The organism is Streptomyces sp. NPDC002574, from assembly GCF_042889545.1.
Taxonomy (GTDB): domain Bacteria; phylum Actinomycetota; class Actinomycetes; order Streptomycetales; family Streptomycetaceae; genus Actinacidiphila.
This window is the reverse complement of the sequence record NZ_JBIARB010000012.1, coordinates 110,260-131,710: the sequence shown is the minus strand read 5'-3', so window position 1 is coordinate 131,710 and position 21,451 is coordinate 110,260. Positions and strand designations below refer to the sequence as shown.

Annotated in this window: 19 protein-coding genes and 2 tRNA genes; 11 read left to right on the top strand and 10 right to left on the bottom strand. The window is 74.1% G+C overall.

All coding sequences use genetic code 11. The features are described 5' to 3' along the window. Positions 1-146 precede the first annotated feature (146 nt). The gene (locus tag ACFYXS_RS28295; protein WP_389253155.1) at positions 147-821 is read right to left on the bottom strand and encodes an esterase/lipase family protein; all 675 of its coding nucleotides are present in this window, start codon (positions 819-821) and stop codon (positions 147-149) included. A 172-nt stretch (positions 822-993) separates the two neighbouring features. On the opposite strand from ACFYXS_RS28295, the gene ACFYXS_RS28290 reads away from it, so the two are divergent. Continuing rightward, positions 994-3,774 carry an AAA family ATPase gene (locus ACFYXS_RS28290; protein ID WP_389253153.1) on the top strand — a complete coding sequence of 927 codons (2,781 nt, stop codon included), beginning with the start codon at positions 994-996 and terminating at the stop codon, positions 3,772-3,774. 27 nt (positions 3,775-3,801) lie between these two features. Here ACFYXS_RS28290 and ACFYXS_RS28285 read toward each other — a convergent pair whose 3' ends face one another. Next, positions 3,802-3,981 carry a hypothetical protein gene (locus ACFYXS_RS28285; RefSeq protein ID WP_389253151.1) on the bottom strand — a complete coding sequence of 60 codons (180 nt, stop codon included), beginning with the start codon at positions 3,979-3,981 and terminating at the stop codon, positions 3,802-3,804. A 106-nt stretch (positions 3,982-4,087) separates the two neighbouring features. Between ACFYXS_RS28285 and ACFYXS_RS28280 the strand changes: the two genes are divergently transcribed. The 5 genes from ACFYXS_RS28280 to ACFYXS_RS28260 all read left to right on the top strand — a co-directional run bounded on the left by ACFYXS_RS28280 (position 4,088) and on the right by ACFYXS_RS28260 (position 9,657). Then, entirely contained in the window at positions 4,088-5,020 is a 933-nt protein-coding gene (locus tag ACFYXS_RS28280) for an aldo/keto reductase (RefSeq protein ID WP_389253149.1), read from the top strand. Positions 5,021-5,170: 150 nt separating this feature from the next. Further along, positions 5,171-5,629 (top strand): MarR family winged helix-turn-helix transcriptional regulator, encoded by a 459-nt coding sequence (locus tag ACFYXS_RS28275; RefSeq protein ID WP_389253147.1) that lies wholly within the window; start codon positions 5,171-5,173, stop codon positions 5,627-5,629. An 11-nt stretch (positions 5,630-5,640) separates the two neighbouring features. After that, positions 5,641-8,118 (top strand): MFS transporter, encoded by a 2,478-nt coding sequence (locus tag ACFYXS_RS28270; protein ID WP_389253145.1) that lies wholly within the window; start codon positions 5,641-5,643, stop codon positions 8,116-8,118. A 210-nt stretch (positions 8,119-8,328) separates the two neighbouring features. Beyond that, on the top strand, positions 8,329-9,162 hold the full coding sequence (locus tag ACFYXS_RS28265; protein ID WP_389253408.1) for a YceI family protein: 834 nt from the start codon (positions 8,329-8,331) through the stop codon (positions 9,160-9,162). A gap of 24 nt (positions 9,163-9,186) precedes the next feature. Then, positions 9,187-9,657 carry a PPOX class F420-dependent oxidoreductase gene (locus tag ACFYXS_RS28260; RefSeq protein WP_389253143.1) on the top strand — a complete coding sequence of 157 codons (471 nt, stop codon included), beginning with the start codon at positions 9,187-9,189 and terminating at the stop codon, positions 9,655-9,657. Positions 9,658-9,721: 64 nt separating this feature from the next. Here ACFYXS_RS28260 and ACFYXS_RS28255 read toward each other — a convergent pair whose 3' ends face one another. Genes ACFYXS_RS28255 through ACFYXS_RS28240 form a run of 4 tightly spaced genes read right to left on the bottom strand, consistent with a single transcriptional unit; the run spans position 9,722 to position 15,703 of the window. Next, positions 9,722-11,923: a glycosyltransferase family 39 protein gene (locus tag ACFYXS_RS28255; RefSeq protein ID WP_389253141.1), complete on the bottom strand. Its 2,202-nt coding sequence runs from the start codon at positions 11,921-11,923 to the stop codon at positions 9,722-9,724. After that, positions 11,920-13,371: a glycosyltransferase gene (locus ACFYXS_RS28250; RefSeq protein ID WP_389253139.1), complete on the bottom strand. Its 1,452-nt coding sequence runs from the start codon at positions 13,369-13,371 to the stop codon at positions 11,920-11,922. Before ACFYXS_RS28250 ends, ACFYXS_RS28255 begins: the two co-directional genes overlap by 4 nt. A gap of 26 nt (positions 13,372-13,397) precedes the next feature. Next, positions 13,398-14,963 carry an ATP-binding protein gene (locus ACFYXS_RS28245; protein ID WP_389253137.1) on the bottom strand — a complete coding sequence of 522 codons (1,566 nt, stop codon included), beginning with the start codon at positions 14,961-14,963 and terminating at the stop codon, positions 13,398-13,400. Next, complete coding sequence (locus tag ACFYXS_RS28240; RefSeq protein WP_389253135.1) at positions 14,960-15,703, bottom strand: response regulator transcription factor; 744 nt, start codon at positions 15,701-15,703, stop codon at positions 14,960-14,962. Before ACFYXS_RS28240 ends, ACFYXS_RS28245 begins: the two co-directional genes overlap by 4 nt. Before the next feature lie 238 nt (positions 15,704-15,941). Between ACFYXS_RS28240 and ACFYXS_RS28235 the strand changes: the two genes are divergently transcribed. Beyond that, on the top strand, positions 15,942-16,826 hold the full coding sequence (locus ACFYXS_RS28235; RefSeq protein ID WP_389253132.1) for an LLM class F420-dependent oxidoreductase: 885 nt from the start codon (positions 15,942-15,944) through the stop codon (positions 16,824-16,826). A gap of 110 nt (positions 16,827-16,936) precedes the next feature. Next, a complete protein-coding gene (locus ACFYXS_RS28230) occupies positions 16,937-17,779 on the top strand; it encodes an MEDS domain-containing protein (RefSeq protein ID WP_389253130.1) in 843 nt (280 codons plus the stop codon). Positions 17,780-17,782: 3 nt separating this feature from the next. Here the strand turns inward: ACFYXS_RS28230 and ACFYXS_RS28225 are convergent, their stop codons facing one another. Together ACFYXS_RS28225 and ACFYXS_RS28220 are read right to left on the bottom strand one after the other, a co-directional pair. After that, on the bottom strand, positions 17,783-17,995 hold the full coding sequence (locus ACFYXS_RS28225) for an EF-hand domain-containing protein (RefSeq protein WP_389253128.1): 213 nt from the start codon (positions 17,993-17,995) through the stop codon (positions 17,783-17,785). A 313-nt stretch (positions 17,996-18,308) separates the two neighbouring features. Beyond that, positions 18,309-19,151, bottom strand: coding sequence for an alpha/beta fold hydrolase (locus ACFYXS_RS28220; RefSeq protein ID WP_389253126.1), 843 nt, complete (start codon positions 19,149-19,151; stop codon positions 18,309-18,311). Positions 19,152-19,405: 254 nt separating this feature from the next. Here ACFYXS_RS28220 and ACFYXS_RS28215 point away from each other — a divergent pair, with 254 nt between their 5' ends. After that, positions 19,406-19,702, top strand: coding sequence for a hypothetical protein (locus ACFYXS_RS28215; RefSeq protein WP_389253124.1), 297 nt, complete (start codon positions 19,406-19,408; stop codon positions 19,700-19,702). A 60-nt stretch (positions 19,703-19,762) separates the two neighbouring features. Further along, positions 19,763-20,140 carry an FG-GAP repeat protein gene (locus tag ACFYXS_RS28210; protein ID WP_389253122.1) on the top strand — a complete coding sequence of 126 codons (378 nt, stop codon included), beginning with the start codon at positions 19,763-19,765 and terminating at the stop codon, positions 20,138-20,140. Positions 20,141-20,290: 150 nt separating this feature from the next. Here ACFYXS_RS28210 and ACFYXS_RS28205 read toward each other — a convergent pair. Together ACFYXS_RS28205 and ACFYXS_RS28200 are read right to left on the bottom strand one after the other, a co-directional pair. Then, positions 20,291-20,363 (bottom strand) — tRNA-Arg (locus tag ACFYXS_RS28205). 181 nt (positions 20,364-20,544) lie between these two features. Continuing rightward, positions 20,545-20,635, bottom strand: a tRNA-Ser gene (locus ACFYXS_RS28200). A 200-nt stretch (positions 20,636-20,835) separates the two neighbouring features. Here ACFYXS_RS28200 and ACFYXS_RS28195 point away from each other — a divergent pair. Beyond that, positions 20,836-21,285: an SSI family serine proteinase inhibitor gene (locus ACFYXS_RS28195; RefSeq protein WP_389253120.1), complete on the top strand. Its 450-nt coding sequence runs from the start codon at positions 20,836-20,838 to the stop codon at positions 21,283-21,285. The last annotated feature ends 166 nt before the right edge of the window (positions 21,286-21,451 follow it).

The window sequence follows — 21,451 nt, the reverse complement described above, 5'->3', positions numbered from 1 at the left end:
CTGGTGGGGGGGGGCCCCCGGCGGGGGGGGGGCCCCGGGTAAGCCCGGCCGCCCCCCGGGCGGCCCCGGGGGGGGCCCGGCCCCCGGGGGGCGGGGGGGGGGGGGGGGCCGGGGGGCCCCCCCCCCCCCGCGCCGGGTACCGCCGGTCAGGCGGCCAGGTAGGAGCGGATGTCGCTGATCGTGCCCAGGTCGCTGAGGAACCCGATGTGCGTCGTGCAGGCGACCAGGTGGTTGGTGGCGCCGCTGAGCGGGGTGCTGGTGTACGGGATGATGACGCCGTCGCACGGCGAGTACCAGGTCGCGTAGACCGTGGCGCCCGGCGTCTCGTCACCGCTGCTGATGGTGCGGACGAAGGCGGAGCCGGGGAGCATCTCCACGCACGAGGTGTAGATCACGCAGGCCGAGGCGTACGTGGTGCCGTGGTTGGCGCCCGCGATGGAGGCGACCCGGCGGACCGACGAGGTGCCGCCGAGCTGCGTGAGGTACCACTGGGTGACCAGGCCGCCCATGGAGTGGTTGACGATGTCGACCTTGGTCGCGCCGGTGCGGGAGAGCACCTGGCGCACGTAGCTCGCCAGTCCGGCGGCGCTGGTCTTGTTGGACTGGCTCCAGTTGTACTCGTACGCGAACAGCTCACCGCGGCTGTAGCCGGCGCTCACGAACACCGACTCCGCGTAGTCCCAGTTGCTCGCGCTCCCGGTGTAGCCGTGCACGAAGACCACGGGGGTGTGGGTGGCTGCGTTGGCGGTAACCGGCAGGGCGACGGTGCCGAGGCCGAGCGCGGCGGCCAGGGTGAGGAGGATGGCCCAGATGCGTCGCATCACAACTCCTTGTCGTGTGGGGGTCGGCAGGAGTCTCGGAGCGGCGGGCGCGCGGCGGACCGGTGGAATCACCAGTGGTGTTCCCGGTCGTCACGGTTGCCCAATTTCTGTCATGTCCGGAACATCGCGCGCATCTCTTCCCTCTCCGACCCGGCCAGTTGACACTGGCGTCATGGAGGCCGAGCGGAGTGCGGACGCTGCATGGCCGTCCGGGCTGTACGGCAGGGAACGCGAACGGGCCGCCCTGACCGCCCTGCTGGACGGGGCCCGGGCCGGCCGGGGCCGCGCCCTGCTGCTGTCCGGCGAACCCGGGTCCGGGCGCAGCGCCCTGCTCGGGGCGGCCGCCGCGACGGCGACGGCCGCGGGGTTCACGGTGCTGGGCACCGCCGGCACCCCCGCGGAGACGGCCGTCCCGCTCGCCGGGCTGCAGCGGATGCTGCTGCCGGTCGGCGGACAGGCCCTCCGGCTGCCCGCGGCGCACGCGGCGGTGCTGACCGCGGTGCTGGCAGGCCGCCCTCCACCGGACGGCGAACTCGCCCTGGGCACCGCACTGTTCCGGCTGGCCGGCGCGCTGGGCGCTCCGGCGCCGCTGCTGTGGTGCGTGGACGACGCCCACCTGCTGGACCCCCCGACGCTGCGGGCGCTCGGCATGGCCGCGCGAAGGCTCACGGGCACGTCCTGCGCCCTGCTCCTCGCCGTCGACGCGTACGGCGACGGGGACCCGGCCGCCACCGGGCTGGAGGGCGTCGACCACCTGCGGCTGCGCCCGCTCGGCCCGGCCGCGGCGCGCCGCCTGCTCGCCGCCCGCCCGGCCGCGACACCGCTGCCGGACCCGGTGGCCGCCACCGTGCTGACGCTGGCCGGCGGCAATCCGCTGGCCCTGACCGACCTCGCCGGCGCCGCGGCCGCCGGTCCGCTGCCGGACCCGCCCGCGCTCCCGGCCGGCAGCAGTCTGCGCAAGCGGCACCGCGACCGCTTCCGGGCGCTGAGCCCGGCCGCCCGCGCCCTGGTGTCGCTGGTCGTGGCCGGCGGCCCGCTGCCCGCCGCGCTGCTGCAGGCCGCCGCCCGCCGTCTGCGCCTGGACGCCCGGGCCCTGGACGGCGCGCACGCCGCGGGACTCCTGGTCACCCGGGACGGCACGACGGCCGTGCCGGGCCGGCTGCTGCACGCCTCGCTGGCCGCGCTGCTCTCCCCCGCGGACCGCACGGCCGCGCACGCCACCCTGGCCGCCGTCCTGGACCCCTGCTCCGCCCGGCTCTACCGGGCCCTGCACCGTCTGGCCCTCGCCACCGGTCCCTCACCGGCGGCCGAACGGCAACTGGAGGAGGCTGCCACCGCCGCCCGCCGCGACCGCGGCCACGCCGCGGCGGCGGCCGCCCTGGAACACGGCGCCGGTACGACCGCGCATCCCGCCACCCGGGACCGCTGGCTGCTCGCGGCCGCCGCCGACGCGCGGACCTCGGGGGACACCCGGTGGGCTCGGGAACTGCTGCGCCGCGCGGGACCGGGCGGCGGCCCCGCGCCGTCGGAGGCCCTGCGGGCGCTCGTCCAGGGGGAGATCCAGCTGCGCGACGGCGTGCCGGCCGCGGCCTGCCGCGAACTGACCGGCGCCGTCGGCCGCTTCCCCGCGGGGCAGCGCGCCCTCGCGCTGCGGGCGCTGATGCTGGCCGGCGAAGCATGCTGTCTGGCGGGCGACTTCACCGCCTATTTCGCGCTCGCCGAGCGGGCGCGGTCGATGCGCCGCGGCGACGAGACCCCCGCGCAGCGGCTGGTCCTCGACCACTTCACGGGCCTCGCCGCCACCTTCGCCGGCCGGCACCGGGAGGCCCACTGGGCACTGCGCCGGGTGCTCCGGCTGGCCGAGGCGGCCGGCGACCCGGAGTCGGCGATCTGGGCCAGCCAGGCGGCGTACACCCTGGGGGACGCGCGGCGGGCGCTCGCGCTCGCCTCGGCCGCCGCGCACCGGGCGCGACACCAGGGTGCGACCGCCCTGGTGCCCGCGGCGCTGGTGTACGAGGCGCTGTGCGCGCTCGCGCTGGACCGCTACGCGGCGGCTGGGGAGGCGGCCGAGGAGGGCGTGCGGCTCGCGGAGGAGACCGGCCAGCGCAATCTGGCCGTGGACCATCTGTCCGTACTGGCCCTGCTGGCGGCGCTGCAGGGCGACAGCGCCACCGCCGCGGCGCGGATGGGCGCCGCCGGGCACGCGGTGGCGTCCCGCGGACTGGGCCGGCCCGAGGCGTTCAACTCGTGGGCGTCGGCCTGCGCGGACCTCGCCGCGGGCCGCCCGGCCGACGCGCTCTCCCGCTTCGGGCGGATGCGCGCCGGGGCGGGCCAGGTCAACCTGGCGATCCGGGGGCTGGCCACGCCGCACTTCGTCGAGGCGGCGGTGCGCTGCGGGCAGCGCGCGAAGGCCGAGGGCGCGCTGCGCGGCTACGAGGACTGGGCGGCGGGCAACCGCAGCACGCTGCGGCTGGCGCAGGCCCATCGCTGCCACGGCCTGCTGGCCGAGGACGACGCGGCGGCCGTCGGCCACTTCCGCGAGGCACTGCGGCTGCACCAGGACGACGACACCGTCCTGGAACTGGCCAAGACCGAGCTGTTCTACGCCTCCCGGCTGCGCCGCACCCGCCGTCCCGGCGAGGCGCGGGGTCTGCTGCGGGACGCGCTGGCGGTCTTCCGGCAGTTCGACGCGCGCCCGTGGGCCGAGCGGGCCACCGCCGAACTGCGGGCGGCGGGCGACCGCGTCGGACCGGTGGACCGGGCGCCCGGCGGGGCACGGGAGCTGACCGCGCAGCAGACCCGCATCTCCGAGCTGGTGGCCCAGGGGGCCACCAATCAGGAGATCGCCGACCGGCTGGTGCTCAGCACGCGCACCGTCGAGTACCACCTGCGGAACATCTTCAGCAGGCTGGGCGTGCGCTCCCGCGTCGAACTGGCGGCACTGTTCCGCTGACCGGGGGACCCGGGCAGCGGTGGTGGGTCAGGACAGGGCGAACCAGGCGACGGCCGCCACGACCACGACGGCCGCGATGATGCCGACGATCAGGCCCGTCCGGCTGCCGCCGCCCGAGGTCTGGACCTGTGCGGGCTCCTCGTCGACGAAGGCACGGAACATCTGGGTGTTGCCGGCCGGGTCGTAATTGTTGTCAGGGGTAGTCATGGTGCAGGACCCTAGCGAAGTCATGTCGCGCCGGTCACCCCTGGGGCCCGGACAACGGGGGAACGGATACGGGAATACCGCCCGTCGAAACGGTGTCGCACGTTCCATGGCACTCATCGGCACCACTGACCTCGATGTCTTCCCCCTCTCCCTCGGCGGCAATGTCTTCGGCTGGACGGCGGACGAGGAGACCTCCTTCGCCGTGCTGGACGCGTACGCGGCGGCCGGCGGCAACTTCGTCGACACCGCGGACACCTACTCGTCCTGGGTCCCCGGCCACAGCGGCGGCGAGTCCGAGCTGCTGATCGGCAGCTGGCTCGGCAAGCGCGGGCGGCGCGACGACGTCGTCGTCGCCACGAAGGTCGGCTCCCACCCGGACTTCAAGGGGCTGAGGGCCGCGACGATCAAGGCCGCGGCGGAGGAGTCGCTGCGGCGGCTCGGCACGGACCACATCGACCTCTACTACACGCACCACGACGATGTCGGGACGCCGGTGGAGGAGATCGTCGGCGCGATGGACGCGCTCGTCCGCGAGGGCAAGGTGCGGTACATCGCCGCGTCCAACATCAGCGCGGAGCGGCTGACCGCCTCGCTGGAGTTCTCCGACCGGGAGGGCCTGGCGAAGTACGTGGCGCTCCAGCAGCACTACAACCTGGTGGAGCGGGACTACGAGGGGCCGCTGCGCGAGGTGGTGCGGGCGCACGGGCTGGCCTCGGTCCCGTACTTCGGCGTGGCGCGCGGCTTCCTCACCGGCAAGTACCGGCCCGGCGTCGCGGTGGACAGCGCCCGCGCGGGCGGGGCCGGCGCCTACCTGGAGTCCGAGCGCGGTCCCCGCGTGCTGGCGGCGCTGGACGAGGTCGCGGCGGCGCACGGCGCGGAGCCGGCGAGCGTGGCGCTGGCCTGGCTGCGGTCCCGGCCGACCGTCGTGGCCCCGATCGCCAGCGCCCGGACGCCGGAGCAGCTGCCGGCGCTGCTGGCCTCGGTGGAGCTGGAGCTGACCGCTCAGGAGCTGGAGCTTCTCACCGAGGCATCGGCCTGACCTGCACCTTTTGTCGCACGGCCCGCTTCCTTGACCGGACGCGGGCCGTTCCTTTTGGAGCTTTTTACCCATAAGAATTTGCCTGCAGCAACCAATCATCTTACGGTTGCTCAAGGCAACCAATAGTCCGGAGGGAAGGCGACGGTCCACATGGCATCGCAGGAGCTGTACGGGGAGCTGGCAAGCCAACTGCGCGCCATTCCGGCCGTGGCCCGCGAGCTCAGCCGCTCGTGCCCGCCGAACTGCCCGCCCGCCTCGCTGGGCGTGCTCGCGGTCGTGAGCCGCCACGGCGAACTGCGGATGAGCCGTCTGGCAGAGCTGCTGGACATCGACATGTCGGTCACCAGCCGCCATGTCGCGCACCTCGCGGAGCGCGGCTGGATCGACCGGCTGCCCGACCCGCACGACAGACGGTCGCGGCTGCTGCGGCTGACCCCCGGCGGCATGGACATGCTCCGCGCCGCACTGGACGGAGTCACCGCCTCGCTCGCCGACCACCTGCGGGACTGGTCCGACCAGGACGTCCTGGAGCTCTGCCGGCTGCTGGAACGGCTGCGCACGGCCTTCACCGCCGACTGCCGCCCCCGTACGCAAACGATCACGATGTGAAGAGGATGACGATGGCAACAACCGCATCACCGGCCGGTGTGCGGGGGGCGGACGCCCACGCAGGACACGCGGCCCCCATGTCGCACCGGCAGATCATGGAGGCCCTGACCGGCCTGATCCTCGGCTTGTTCGTGGCGATCCTGTCGTCCACGATCGTGTCCAACGCCCTGCCGAAGATCATCTCTGATCTGCACGGTGGTCAGAGCGCCTACACGTGGGTCATCACCGCCGCACTGCTCACCACCACCGCCACCACCCCGCTGTGGGGCAAGCTGTCCGACCTGTTCAGCAAGAAGCTGCTGGTCCAGCTGGCGCTGGTGATCTACGTCGTGGGCTCGCTGATCGCGGGCCTGTCGCAGAACACGGGCATGCTGATCGCCTGCCGGATCGTCCAGGGTGTCGGCGTCGGCGGCCTGATCGCGCTGACCCAGGTCATCATGGCCTCGATGATCTCGCCGCGGGAGCGCGGCCGGTACAGCGGCTACCTCGGCGCGGCCTTCGCGGTCGGCACCGTCGGCGGCCCGCTGCTCGGCGGTGTCATCGTCGACACCGACTGGCTCGGCTGGCGCTGGTGCTTCTACGTCGGCGTGCCCTTCGCGATCCTCGCGCTGGTCGTGCTGCAGAAGACCCTGCACCTGCCGGTCGTCAAGCGCCAGGCCAAGGTCGACTGGGCGGGCGCCACGTTCGTCACCGCCGCGGTCAGCCTGCTGCTCGTCTGGGTCACCTTCGCCGGTGACAAGTACGAGTGGATCTCCTGGCAGACCTGGGTCATGACCGGTGGCGCGGTGCTGCTGGGCCTGATCTTCGTGCTGGTCGAGTCCCGCGCGCGCGAGCCGATCATGCCGATGCGGCTGTTCCGCAACAAGACGATCGCCCTGACCTCGGCCGCCTCGCTCTTCGTGGGCGTGGCGATGTACAGCGGAACCGTCTTCCTGAGCCAGTACTTCCAGCTGGCGCGCGACAAGTCGCCGACCATGTCCGGCGTCCTGACCATTCCGCTGATCGCCGGCCTGTTCGTCTCCTCCACCGTCTCCGGCCAGGTCATCACCCGGACCGGCCGCTGGAAGGCGATCCTGGTCGCCGGCGGCGTACTGCTCACCGCGGGCCTGGGCCTGCTGGGCATGCTGCGGTACGACACCGTCTACTGGCACATGGCCATCTACATGGCGCTGCTGGGCCTGGGCCTCGGCATGGTGATGCAGAACCTGGTGCTCGCCGTGCAGAACCAGGTGGGGGCCGCCGACCTCGGCGCCGCGAGCTCCATGGTCACCTTCTTCCGCACCCTCGGTGGCGCGGTCGGCGTCTCCGCGCTGGGCGCCGTGCTCGCCAACCGGGTCGGCCGCTACACCACGGACGGCCTGTCCGCGCTGGGCGTGGACTCCACCGGCTCCTCCGACGGCAGCATCCCGGACCTCGGGGCGCTCCCGGCGCCGATCCGCCAGGTCGTGGAGACCGCGTTCGGCCACGGCGCCGGCGATGTGTTCCTGGTGGCCGCTCCGGTGGCGTTCCTCGCGCTGCTGCTGGTGCTGTTCGTCAAGGAGGTGCCGCTGAGGACCTCGAGCGGTCTGCAGCAGGCGGCCGGTGTGTCCGGACAGCAGGAGCCGGCGCCCGTCGTGCCCGCCGCGCCGGGGCCGGGGGCCGCGGCCCCGGCCACCGTCCCGGTGCCCGCCCCCGCACCCGCACCCGAACCCGAACCCGCACCAGCGCCCGTACCCGTCCAGGAGGGACCCATGATCCACGGCCAGGTCCGCAACTCCGAGGGCACCGGCGTCGAGCACGCCACGCTCACGCTGATCTCCCTCACCGGCAAGCAGCTCGGCCGGGCCGCCACCCGCCCCGACGGCGGCTACGCGCTCACCGCGCCCGGCGCCGGCTCGTACGTCCTGATCGCCGCGGCCGACGGCCACCAGCCGCAGGCCTCCACGGTCGTGGTCGGCGAGGAGCCGGTCGCCTACGACGTGGTCCTGACCGGCACCAGCGGCCTCACCGGCACCGTCACCTCCGAGGCGGACGGCATCCCGGTCCACGGCGCCGTGGTCGTCGTCACCGACATCCGCGGCGAGGTGCTGGCCAGTGGCGGCACCGGGCAGGACGGCGGCTTCGGCTTCGGCGAGCTCCCGGCGGGCGACTTCACCCTCGCGGTCAACGCCACCGGCTTCCGGCCGGTCGCCCTCCCCGTCGAGGTCGCCGGCACCGGCCCGACCCACGTCGACATCGCGCTGCGGCTCGGTGCCCGTGTGCAGGGCACCGTCCTCGGCGGCACGACCCGGCTGCCGCTGCCCGAGGCCCGCGTCACCCTCGTGGACGGCGCAGGCAACGTCGTGGCCACCGCCACGACCGGCGGCGACGGCGCGTACGCCTTCGGCGACCTGGACGCGGGCGAGTACTCGCTCATAGCCAGTGGCTTCCCGCCGGTGGCGACCACGATCACGGTCGGCGACGAGAGCGCCAAGGACGTCGACGTGGAGCTCGGCCACCCCGAGGGGTGAGCGGGCCCGCTCAAGAACGGCCGGGCCGTGCGCCTGCGGAGACGCGCGGACCGGCCGGCCGGGGGACCCCGGTCCGGTCCGGACGGCACAGGCAGGGGACGGCCGCGCCCTCAGGACCGGACCACACCGGGTGGCTCCCGCGGGGGCCCGGGTACACCCCGGGCCCCGTTCCCCCGGGATCACACACGCGACGGAAGGCGAGCGATGAGCATGACCACGACCGGCAAGACGGGCCTGCGGGGGCGGGTCAGGACCAAGGACGGCTGGGCGGTGCCGCACGCCGTGCTGACGGTCACCGACATGACGGGTCAGCAGGTCGCCCGGGAGGCCGCGGACGCCGAGGGCGCGGTGCGCACCGCCGCGCTGGCACCGGGCGCGTACACGGTCATCGTGACGGCCGTCGGCTACCGCCCGACGGCGGCGACGGCCCTGGTCACCGCCTCGGGATCGGCCGACATCGGCACCCTGACGCTCGCCCGCTCGGGCGGTGTCGAACTGCCCCCGCCGGGCGTGTGGACCGTCGACCCCGCCCACTCCGAGATCCGCGCCGTCGCCCAGCACCTCGGGCTGTCCAGCGTGCACGGCCGCTTCAAGGGCTTCGCGGCGAGCATCGAGATCGCCGAGCAGCCGCTGCACTCCGGCGTGCAGGCCGTGATCGACGCGGCGTCCATCGACACCGGCAACGGCACCCGCGACGCGCACCTGCGCTCCCCCGACTTCCTGGACGTGGCGGCGCACCCGAGCGTGACCTACCGCGGTTCCTCCCTGGAGCAGGCCGCCCAGGACCGCTGGACCGTGCACGGCGAGCTGACGATGCGCGGCGTGACCCGCCCGGTGGACCTGGACCTGTCCTACCTGGGCACCGGCCCGGACCCGTGGGGAGGGGTGCGCGCCGCCTTCCGCGCGACGGCGCAGCTTCGGCGCGAGGACTTCGCCATGCACTACAACCAGGTCGTGCAGGCCGGCATCGTCGCCGTCGGCACCACCTTGAAGGTCGAGCTCGACATCCAGGCCGTGCAGGGCACCGCCCTCCCTGCCCTGTAGCCACCCGCGGCATAGGCTGCTGCCATGGCCTACATCGCGACCAGCACCGCCGTGCAGCTCGATCAGTTGCTGGAGTTCGTCCGACCGCGCCACCGCGCGCTGCTGCTGACCACCCGCTCGGACGGGCGCCCCCAGGGCTCCCCCGTGACCTGCGGCGTCGACGACTCCGGGCGACTGGTGGTCTCCACGTACCCCGAGCGGGCCAAGACCCGCAATGCCCGCCGCGACCCGCGGGCGAGCGTGATCGTGCTCTCCGACGAGTGGGACGGGCCCTGGGTCCAGATCGACGGCACCGCCGAGGTGATCGACCCGCCGGAGTCGGTCGAGCCGCTCGTGGAGTACTACCGCAACATCGCCGGCGAGCACCCGGACTGGGACGAGTACCGCGCCGCGATGCTCAAGCAGGGCAAGTCGCTGGTCCGGGTGACCCCCGAGCGCTGGGGACCCCTGGCGACCGGCGGCTTCCCGGCCCGGCTGGCGCCCTCCGAGGACTGACCCGGGCACCGGGAAGGGCGGCGGCCACCGGGGCCGCCGCCCTTCCCGCGTCCACGACCTGGGTTCAGCTCGGGTCGGTCAGGTCGTAGACGGTCACGCCGCCCAGGGTCGTGGAACCGAAGTTCTCCTCGACCCATGAGCTGATCTGCGAGGCCGTGCCACTGCCGCTGCTGCCCCGGCCGCCGCCCATGCCGCCCGAGGCGATGAACCAGTGGATCCGGCCCTGCGCCACGTAGGCCTTGAACGCCGCGAGAGTGGGGGACGGGTCACTGCCGTTGAAGCCGCCGATGGCCATCACGGCCTTGTTGGTGGCCAGTTGGTAGCTCGCCGCGTTCTGCGAGCCGATCGCGGCGGCCACCCAGGTGTAGCGGTCGGCGTGGGCCAGGAGCGCCTTCTTGGCGGCGTCGCTCACGGTCGCGCCGTCCAGCAGGCCGCCGAGGCCGCCGCCGCTGCCGCGGCCGGTGCCGCCGCCCGATCCTCCGGGGAAGCCCTGCGGGCCCTGGCCCTGCTGCCCCTGCTGTCCGCCGCCGGGGAAACCGCCCGTGCCGCCGCCGGGGAAGCCCCGCTGCCCCTGCGGGCCCTGGCCCTGCTGCCCCTGCCCGCCGCCGCCCGGGAATCCGCCGGTGCCGCGGCGCATGCCGCCCATCCTGCCCATGCCGCCCATGCCGCTCCGCACCGCGGGTCCCGCCGTCACGATGGAGCCGGTGTGCGCGGTGCCGGCCGTCTGGAGGGTGTACGCCAGCGGGCCGCCGAGCGCCGCCGTCAGGCCGAGCGCGGCCGCCGCCAGGGTGAGGTGCCGGCCGAGCCGCGCCGTGAGCAGCAGCCCGAGCGCCGCCGCGATCCCGGTGACGAGCACCGCGTACCGCACCCACGGGTACCAGTCCGCGGAGCGGCCCAGCAGGACGTACGCCCACACCGCCGTCACCGCGACCGTGCCCGCGAGCACCGCCGCCGCGGCCGGGTGGCGGCGCCGTTCCCACAGCAGCACGGCGCCCATGCCCACCAGCGCCGCGATGTAGGGCGCCAGCGCGATGTTGTAGTACTGGTGGAAGATCCCGGACATGAAGCTGAAAGTCAGGAAGGTGAGGGCCAGCGCGCCGCCCCACACCAGGAAGGCCGCGCGCCGGACGTCGGTGCGCGGCGCCCGCCGGGTCAGCCACAGGCCGGCCACCAGCAGGACGAAGGCCGCGGGCAGCAGCCAGGCGATCTGACCGCCCATGTCGGTGCCGAACAGCCGGCTCCAGCCGGTCTCGCCCCACTGGCCCCCGCCGCCCGCGCCTCCGCCACCACCGCCCACGGAGCCGGTCTCGTCGCCGGTGATCCGGCCGAAGCCGTTGTAGCCGAAGGTCAGCGACAGGAAGCTGTTGTCCTGGGATCCGCCGATGTACGGGCGCGAGGACGCCGGCCACAGCTCGACGATCGCGACCCACCACCCGCCGGCGACCGCGGCCGCCAGTCCCGCGAGGCCGATCTGCCCGAACCGGCGCCTGAGCCGCGTGGGCGCGCACACCGCGTACACCACCGCCAGGGGCGGCAGGATCAGCCACGCCTGCAGCGTCTTGGTCAGGAAGGCGAGACCGAAGGCCACGCCCGCGAGCAGCAGCCACTTCGTCCGGGCGTCCTCCAGGGCGCGCAGCACGCAGTACACCGCCACCACCATCAGCAGGCAGAGCAGGGCGTCCGGGTTGTTGAAGCGGAACATCAGCGCGGCGACCGGCGTGAGGGCGAACGCGAGCCCGGCGATCAGTCCCGCGGCCGCGCCGAAGCGCCGTCGCACGGCGGCGTGCAGCACGCCCACCGACGCCACGCCCATCAGCGCCTCGGGCACGAGGATCGCCCAGGAGTTCAGTCCGAAGACCCGCACCGACAGCGCCATCGGCCACAGCGCGGCCGGAGGTTTGTCCACGGTGATGGAGTTGCCGGCGTCCGAGGAGCCGAAGAAGAACGCCTTCCAGCTCTCGGCGCCCGCCTGCACGGCGGCGGAGTAGAAGGAGTTCGCCCATCCCGAGGCGCCCAGGTCCCACAGGTAGACGACGGCCGTGAGGGCGAGCAGCGCGAGCAGCGCCGGCCGGGCCCAGCGGGGGTCCTCCGGCCGGAGGGCGGGGGACGGCGGGGGCGCCCCCTGCGGGACGGGGCTGCGCCCGGTGGTCCCCGGCGGCGGCGCGTCGGCCGGGACCGGGGTGCGGTGCACGGCCGCCGGGGTGTGGCCCGGGAGCGGCGGGACGGTGTGCGGGCTGCCCTCAGGCGCCTGGTGCGACGTGGTCATCGGTGGCTCCTGGGGTCGTGTGCCTCGTGGTCCGGGGTGGTCACGGGGGCCGCGGCGTCGTGCGCGACGAGGTGCGGCGGGAGGGCGTGCCGTCCCGGCCGCCTCGGGGCCGGCGGCCCGTCGTCGTACGGAGTGCCCGGTCGCACCGGCACGGGCGGCACCGGCGGCACGGCATCGGGGCCGCCCGTACGGTCGGGGAAGAGCCACGCCCGGAAGAGCAGGAAGCGCAGCACGGTCGCCGCCAGGTTGGCCGCGACGAGCACGGCCATCTCGGTGCCGTGCGAGGGGCTGCCGTTCGCGCTGTGCAGGGCGGCCAGCGAGCCGCTGGTGAGCGCCAGGCCGATGCCGAACACGACCAGCCCCTGCGCCTGGTGCCGCACGGCGCGGTCCCGGCCGCGCACGCCGAAGGTGAGCCGCCGGTTGGCGGCGGTGTTGCCCACCGCCGACACCAGCAGGGCGAGCGCGTTGGCAAGTTGGGGACCGGCCGCACCGCGCAGCAGTGCGAACAGCAGCAGGTACACGACGGTGCTCAGCCCGCCCACGGCGCAGAATCCGACCAGTTGGCGCGCCAGCCCGGCGGGCACGTCGGCGATGTCGCGGTCGCGCGGGTCGTCGCCGAAGGGCCGGCGGAGCCGGTCCAGCGGCAGCGTGCCCGTGGCGAGCTCCCGCCCGATCCGCCACAGGCCCCTGAGGTCGTCGGTCGCGGTGCGGAGGAGGTCCACGGTCGAGTGGGGGTCGTCCACCCAGTCGACCGGCACTTCGTGGATGCGCAGCCCGGCCCGTTCGGCCAGCACGAGCATCTCGGTGTCGAAGAACCAGCCGGAGTCCTCCACCAGCGGCAGCAGCCGGTCGGCGACGTCCTTGCGGATCGCCTTGAAGCCGCACTGCGCGTCGGAGAAGCGGGCGGCGAGCGAGGTCCGCAGGAGGACGTTGTAGGAGCGGGAGATGAACTCCCGCTTGGCGCCCCGCACGACACGCGAACTGCGCGCCAGCCGGGAGCCGATCGCCAGGTCGGAGTGGCCGGAGATGAGCGGGGCGACCAGCGGCAGCAGCGCGTTGAGGTCGGTGGACAGGTCGGCGTCCATGTACGCCAGCACGGGAGCGTCGGAGGCGGACCACACCGCGCGCAGGGCGCGCCCGCGGCCCTTGCGCTCCAGGCGGACGGCGGTGACGGCCGGTATCCCGGCCGCCAGCGCCGCGGCGATCAGGGCCGTGCGGTCGGTGCTCGCGTTGTCGGCGACGGTGATCCGGAAGGGGTAGGGGAAGGTCCGCTCCAGGTGCGCGTGGAGTCTGCGGACGCAGCCTTCGAGGTCCTTCTCCTCGTTGAAGACGGGGATCACGACGTCCAGCAGCGGTTCGGTCTGGGGGACGGCCAGGTGCTCGCGGGCGGGGAGGCTCCCCGGGCCCCGATCCTCCTGGCCGGTCGGCGGGAGCTGTTGGGTTCGCATGCCGACGACCCTTCCGGGGCGCGCTGTCATGGCGTTGTGGCGGCGCTGAGCGGTACCTGTGAGTCGGCGGCGGGCAGGTGGACGCGGAAGACGGTGGCGCCCGGCGCGCTGTCGATCGACATCCGGCCGCCGTGCGCGGCCACCACCGCCTGCACGATGGCGAGTCCGAGCCCCGTGCTGCCGGCCGCCCGGGAGCGGGAGGCGTCGCCGCGCGCGAAGCGCTCGAAGACGTGCGGCAGCAGGGCGGGCGGGATGCCGGGTCCGTCGTCGGCCACCTCGACCCGCACCTCCGGGCCGTGCGGCACGACCCGCGCCACCACGGTCGTGCCGGGCGGGGTGTGCGTACGGGCGTTGGCCAGCAGGTTGGTGAGCACCTGGTGCAGCCGCTGCGGGTCGCCGCGCACGACCGCCGGGTCGTCGGGCAGTTCGAGCCGCCAGCGGTGGTCGCGCCCGGCCGCGCGGGCGTCGGAGACCGCGTCGACGACCAGCGGCGACATGTCGGTACCGGCCAGGCTGAGCGGCCGGCCCGCGTCGAGCCGGGCGAGCAGCAGCAGGTCTTCGACCAGCGTGGTCATCCGGGCCGCCTCCGACTCGATGCGGCCCAGCGCGTGGCGGGTGTCGGGCCCGATGGCCTCGCGCCCGCGCCGGGTCAGCTCGGCGTAGCCGCGGATCGACGTCAGCGGGGTGCGCAGTTCGTGGCTGGCGTCGGCGACGAACTGCCGTACCCGTGTCTCGCTCTCCTGCCGGGCGTGCAGGGCGCTGCCGACGTGGTCGAGCATGCGGTTGAGCGCGGCCCCGACCTGGCCGACCTCGGTGCGGGGGTCGGTGTCGGCGGCCGGCATCCGTTCGTGGAGCGCCACCTCGCCGTGGTGCAGGGTGAGTTCGGAGACCCGGGTCGCGGTGGCGGCCACCCGGCGCAACGGCTGCAGGTTGAGCCGGATCATGACGAAGCCGGCCATCCCCGCGGCGGCCAGGCCGGCGGCGGTGACGCAGACCTCGACCACGACCAGGGTGCCGATGGTGTCCCGGACGCTCGCGGTGGGCAGCCCGACGATCCGGGCCTGTCCGTAGTCGTCGGTCACCGACTGCACCCGGAAGGTGCCGAGCCCCGGGACGTCCAGCGTGTGCGGGGCGCCGTCCGGCGGGACGTCCGCGAAGACGGCGGCCTGCCGGGCGCTGAGCGGCTCGACGTCGAGGCGGGTGCCCGCGGTGCTGCTGGGCTGGGAGCTGACGCCGGCGAGGACGACGGTGCCGGAACCGTCCATCTGGGCGCCGACGGTGCCCGGCGGCATGCCCGGGCCGGTGATGAAGCGCAGGGGGGAGCCGTCGGCGGCCCGGCGGTCCTCGGGCAGCAGCCCCGGCTGGTCGCCGCCGGGATCCGTCCGGGCGCGCTTGGCGACGGCGGCGACCTGGCCGTCGAGTTGTGTGTAGAGGAAGGACTGCAGGGCGAGCGCCGTGATGGTGCCGATGACCGCGCAGACGACCGCGATGAGCGCGACCGAGGAGACCACCAGCCGGGTGCGCAGCGACCAGCGGCGCCGGGGGCGCCGCGCGGCGGGCGTACGGCGCGGTCCGGACGCGCCGCGGCTCACGTCGTTTCGCCCGGCTTGATCAGGTATCCGGCGCCGCGCCGGGTGTGGATCATCGGCGCGCGTCCCGCGTCGATCTTCTTGCGCAGGTAGGAGATGTACAGCTCGACGACGTTGGCCTGGCCGCCGAAGTCGTACGACCAGACCCGGTCGAGGATCTGCGCCTTGCTCAGCACCCGGCGCGGATTGCGCATCAGGTAGCGCAGCAGCTCGAACTCGGTGGCGGTGAGGTGGATGCCGACGCCGTCACGGCTGACCTCGTGGCTGTCCTCGTTCAGCACCAGGTCCCCGACGACCAGCAGGGACTCCTGGCGGGCGGCCGCCGCGCCGGCCCGGCGCAGCAGGCCGCGCAGCCGGGCGACGACCTCCTCCAGACTGAAGGGCTTGGTGACGTAGTCGTCGCCGCCCGCGGTGAGCCCGGCGATGCGGTCCTCGACGGCGTCCTTGGCGGTGAGGAACAGCACGGGTACGTCGGTCAGGTCGCGGCGCAGCCGGGCCAGCACCTCCAGGCCGTCCATGTCGGGCAGCATCACGTCCAGGACCACGGCGTCCGGCCGCCGTTCGCGGGCGGCGCGCAGGGCGTCGGCGCCGGTCCCCTCGGTGTGGACGTCCCACCCCTCGTAACGCAGGGCCATGGAGAGCAGGTCGGCCAGGGCGGTCTCGTCGTCCACGACGAGGACACGTACGGGGGAGCCGTCCGGACGCGTGAGGTCGGCGGCGGCGGAGGAAGGAGACGCGGTCATGGGGGAATCCTGTGAGCCGCCGCTGAGAGCACCCTTGGCGGTGCCTTTGAATTGTCTGAGAACCGCCGTCGTGGCAGGTGACGGCCCGCCAGGGATCCCGGGGAGCGGGAAGGAGCACGGGGAGAGCGGGGTGCGGGGCCGCGAACACGCCGCCCGGCGCGGGAATGCGCCGATCGACGGGCCGCGTTTGGTACGACGGACGTCGGACTTCAGTCGACCTGGTGGTGGGAGACGGCCCATGGGCTTCAGCGGCAGCAGCACGCAGGCGCAGGCGATCGGCCGGTACGGGCTGTGGAACAGCGGCCTGCGCGACCCCGACCCCTCCCGGGCGAAGGAACTCATCGATACCGCAGCCGAGTTGGAGGAGCTGGGCTACGGCGCAATCTGGCTCGGCGGCAGCAGCGGCGTGGAGCACGCGACCCCGCTGATCGAGGGGACCTCGTCCATCACCGTCGCGACCGGCATCCTCAGCCTCTGGCAGTACGAGGCCGTGGACGTCGCCGCCCGCTGGTCCGCCCTGGAGGCCTCGCACCCCGGCCGCTTCCTGCTCGGGCTCGGCGTCAGCCACGCGAAGCTCGCCGCGCAGTACGAGCGCCCCTACGCCGCCATGACCGGCTACCTCGACGCGCTGGACGCCGCCGGCGTCCCGGCCGGCCGCCGTGTGCTGGCCGCGCTCGGCCCGAAGATGATGGAGCTCTCCCGCGACCGCGCCGCGGGCGCCCACCCGTACCTGGTCACCCCCGAGCACACCGCGCAGGCCCGGGAGATCCTCGGCCGCGGCCCGCTGCTCGCCCCGGAGTTCACGGTCGTCCTGGACACCGACCCGGAGCGCGCCCGGACGACCGCGCGCTCCATGCTCGCCCTCTACCTGACGCTGCCCAACTACACCAACAGCTGGCTGCGCCTGGGCTTCACCGAGGACGACCTGGCGAACGGCGGCAGCGACCGCCTGGTGGACGCGCTCATCGGCTGGGGCGACGAGCAGCGGGTGCGCGAGCGCATCGACGCCTTCCTCGACGCGGGGGCCGACCATGTCGCCGTCCAGGTGCTGACCGCCGGCGGGGACCGCAGCGGTCTGCCGCGCGAGGAGTGGCGGCGGCTCGCGGTGGCTCTGGGGCTCTGACCCGGTCACCGAAGAGGCAGGCGGGGACAGCCGCTCATCAGGAACGGAAGCCTCCGCTCAAAGCCGGTCAGCGCCCGACCGGGCACCGGGGCCGGGCGTATGTTCGGCCCATGGACAGCGGCACCGTGCCCCGAACCGTCCCGGTCGACCGCATGGCGTCCGGCGACCACGCCTGCCTCGGCTTCGAGGACGAGGACGCCCGCTGGGAGGTCCGCGCCGCCTTCACCGCCATCGGCCTCGACCGGGGGGAACGCGTCCTGCTCTTCAGCGGGCGCGGCACACCCCCCGCGGAGGCCGTCACCCGGCTCACCGCGCTCGGCGTCCGCGCCGCCGACGCGGTGCGCCGCGGGGCACTGGTCATCACCCCGCTCGTCCCCGGCTACGACTCCGCGTCCGCCTGGACCGCGCTCACCGAGACCGCCCGCCGCCTCGGCTACAGCGGGCTGCGCGCGGCGGGCGACATGTCCTGGGCGCTGCGGCCGGGCCTCGACCGGGACCGGCTCGTCGGCCACGAGGCCGCCATGACCCAGGTGCTGGCGGGCCTCGGGCTCACCGCCGTCTGCGAGTACGACCAGCGGCGCTTCCACGCCTCGCTGCTGGCGCGGGTGCGGGCCGCCCACCCGATGTGCCTGCGGCCGCCGTCCGGCGCCCTCCACGTCGAGCGGCTCGGCGGCACGCTCGCCCTCAGCGGCGACGCCGACCTCGCCACGCGCACCGACTTCGAGGTCGGCCTGCGCCACGCCTTCGGCTCGCCTGCCGGCCCGCCGTACGTCGTCGACCTCACCGGGCTCGGCTTCATCGACGCCCGTTGCGCCGGCGTCCTCATCCGCCACGCGGCGTCCCTCGGCCCCGCCGACCGCGTCACCGTCCGCTGCCCGCGGCTGCACGCACGGACCCTTCGCCTGTGCGGCGCGACCGAGGTCCCCCAACTCGTCCTGGACGAGACGGCCTGAGGCTCAGGCCTGCTGCGCCGCCCAGAACTCGTCCCAGGAGATCTTGCCGTCGCCGTTGGTGTCGACCCGGCTGATCACGGACTGGGCCACCGTCTCGGTCACGTGGAAGTCGCCCAGCTGGGCCATCACGCTCTTGTACTCGCCGGCCGTGATGAGACCGTCCCCGTCGATGTCGTACCGCGTGAACGCCCGCTTCGCCGCGTCGATGTCGGCCATCGTGACCACCCCTCCATGTATGTGTCGGTCTGTCGCGCACACACCCTAGCCGCCCCGGACCCGGCCCCGGGGCGCGCGGTCCTCGATCCGCGCACGGCGCTCTCCGCCCTTCCGGGCATACAACCAACGGCCCCTCCCAGGACGCCGACGACCACGGGGATGAGCCGGCCGGCCGGTGACGACCGCTTCACCGGCCGTCCGTACAGATCACCTTCACTGCACGGAGGGCATCGGCGTCCTCGGCGTCGACCGGGTCGTGGCATCCGGCTGACGCCCGCCGACCGACGCGGGGCGGAGGCCGGCCAGGTACCGGTCAGCGCGCGGTGGCGGCCTGCTCGACGAGGCGCGTCACGGCGCCCGGGGCGGTCAGCGGGACCGCGTGCGGGGCGTTGATCTCGACGGTGTGGGCGTGCGCGCGCGACGCCATGAAGCGCTCGGCGGCCGGGGGGATGGCGTGGTCGTCGTGGGCGACGAGGTACCAGGACGGGATGGTCTTCCAGGCCGGGGTGCCCGAGGGCTCGCCGAAGGCCTGCGCGGCGATCGGGCGCTGGCTGACCGCCAGCTGCGCGGCGTCGGTGCGGCTGAGCCGGTTGCTGAGGAAGACGTCGCGGTACTTGTCGGGCTTGATGTAGAGGTCGGTGCCGGTGCTGCCGTCGGGCTGGGTGAACGGGACGGCGTTGAGAGCCGTGGGCACCGGGGCGGCAGGGTCGTCGCTGAGGTGGCTGCCCGGGAACTTGGCGGTGATGGACCCGAGGGTCTCGTCCTTGTCGGGCGCGAAGGCGGCGATGTACACGAGCGCCTTGACGTCGGGGTTGCCCGTGGCGGCGTTGGTGATGACGCTGCCGCCGTAGGAGTGGCCCACCAGCACGACCGGTCCGTGGATCGTCTTCAGGTAGTCGGCCAGGTAGGCGGAGTCGCTGCTCAGCCCGCGCAGGGGGTTCGCGGGGGCGACGACCGGATAGCCGTCGGCCTGGAGGCGCTTGACCACGCCGCTCCAACTGGCCGAGTCGGCCCAGGCGCCGTGGACCAGTACGACGGTCGGCTTGGCGGCGGCCGGCTTGGCCGTGCCGGCCCTGTCACCGGGGGCGGCCGTGGCGGTCGCGGCCAGGCCGGCGGCGAGGGCGAGGCCCGCCGCTCCGACGACAGCAATGCCCATACGACGGTTCTTGGTACGACGGTGCTTGAACACCTTGTGTCTCCTGGCGAGTTGGAGGGCCGGCAGGGCGCGGTGTCATATCGGCCCCAGCAGTAGATAGAACGTTCTATCTATCGAGAATCTAGCCCTGAACTCGCACCGGAGCAACGAGACCTGGAACCCAAATCGAACACGCGACCGGTTGCGCCGGTCCCCTGCGGCGACAGGAACGCGTGGGCGATGCGGGAATCGGCGCGAACAGGGATGACAGGACCATGGGCGGCACCTCGCTCTTCCGCGGTCCTTTCAGCAGCACCGGCACCTACGGTTCCGCCGAGTCCGACGACGACACCCCCAGCGTGAGGACCGTGACCCTCGGGGATTTCAACGGCGACGGCTCCGCGGACCTCGTCGGCGACCCCGACGAGCCCGAGAAGAACGGGGTGGACGGCGCGTTGGGCGGCCGCGTGCCCGTCTGGCGCGGTACGGCGAAGGGCATCCGCGTACGACGCCAAGCCCGAGGTGCTCACGCAGAACTCCGCGGGGGTGCCGGGGAGCAGCGAGCGCGGTGACACCTTCGGTGGGTCGCTGGCCGTCGCGGACCTCAACGGGACGGGCTCGCCGGCATCGTCGTGGCCGCGGCGTACGAGGGTCTCGGCGGCAAGAACGGCTCCGGTGAGGTGGCCGTGATCCCCGGCCGTCGCACGGGCGCGCTGGGCGCGGGTTCCTCCTCCTTCAACCAGACGGTCGCGGGAGTGGGAGGCGTGAACGAGAGCGACGACTGCTTCGGCACGACGGTCGCCGTCGGGGACGTGAACAAGGACGGCAAGCCCGAGGCGACCGTGAGCGCCGCCGGCGAGAACAACTCCTCGGGCGCGGTCCGGGTCGTCCCGGGCGGCGCGTCGGGGCCGGTGGCCCAGGGGAGCCGGTTCATCACGGCGGCCAACGTCAACCTCACCCAGCCAAGCGGCACGACGGTGGGCGGCTACGGGCTGCTCCGGATCACCTGATCACCACGTGCGGCCCGGGGGTCCATCCGAAGACGCCTCAGCGCATCCTGAGGCACGCGCAGATCACGACGACGGCCGACGGGCGCCGAGCCGTACACCCCTCCAACGCGAAAGGCCCCCGGATCATCTCCGGGGGCCTTCGGCCTGCTGTGCACTCGGCAGGATTCGAACCTGCAACCTTCTGATCCGTAGTCAGATGCTCTATCCGTTGAGCTACGAGTGCTTGTACTTCCCGGCGTTTTCTTGCCGGTCGGCGTTGCGGGAACAACATTACATGACCTGCGCCGTGAGGTGAAATCCATTAGCCGCACCCTGCATGAGCTGCGAAAACGCCCGGCGGAGGGGTCAGGAGGCCGCCCAGGAACGGCAGAAGCCCCGGCCGGGTGGCCGGGGCTTCCAGGGAGCGGAGGCGGAGGGATTTGAACCCTCGATCAGGTGTAAACCCGAAACCGCATTAGCAGTGCGGCGCCATAGACCGGACTAGGCGACGCCTCCAGGTGTCCCGCGCGAGCGGGTGCACGCAGATGATGACACAGCCCACTGGGCTGGGACCAATCGCTGACCAGATTACTAGGCCGCCCATGGGCAGGGCAAAGGCGTTGCGGCGGGCGTCGTCGCGGCGCGCCCACGTTCGGGTGGATTGCCGGCCCGCGAGGGGTGCGGGGAGGTAGGGACGAGGCATGCGAATGGCTCGGATGCCCTTGACCGCCGCGCTCGCGCTCGGCCTGTCACTGACCGCCGCCGCGCCGGCCGTCGCCTGCCCGCCGGACCGGGCGGGGGACCGGCTGACGGTGATCGTGGACGACGGGACCGGCGGCCTGTCCTCGTACGAGCTGCGCTGCGGCCCGGCCGGCGGACGGGGGACCCACCCCGACGCACGGCGGGCCTGCGACCGGCTGCGGCGGCTGGGCGGGCCGGTGGGGCCGTCCCCGAAGGGCACGCTGTGCACGATGATCTACAGCGGCCCGCAGCGGGCCCGGGTGCGCGGCACCTGGGACGGCAGGCCGGTGGACGACCGCTACGACCGCACGAACGGCTGCGAGGCCGACCGGTGGCGGCGGATGGCCCCGGTGCTCCCCGCGACGCCCGGCGCGGCCCCCGACAGCCCCTTCACCGAACCTCCGCGTCGCGACCCGCGGGCGTGACCGATGCCACATCCGCGCCGTGCGACAGCGAACGATACCCACACGTACGGGACATGGGCATCCGGAGCCTCCCGTCCAACGGCTGCCCGTACACTCGCTCTAGTGACATGCCCCCCGGTCGGCGGCAAGATGGGCCGCCACCGGTAGAAGCCCCTTAGTGGGTGGT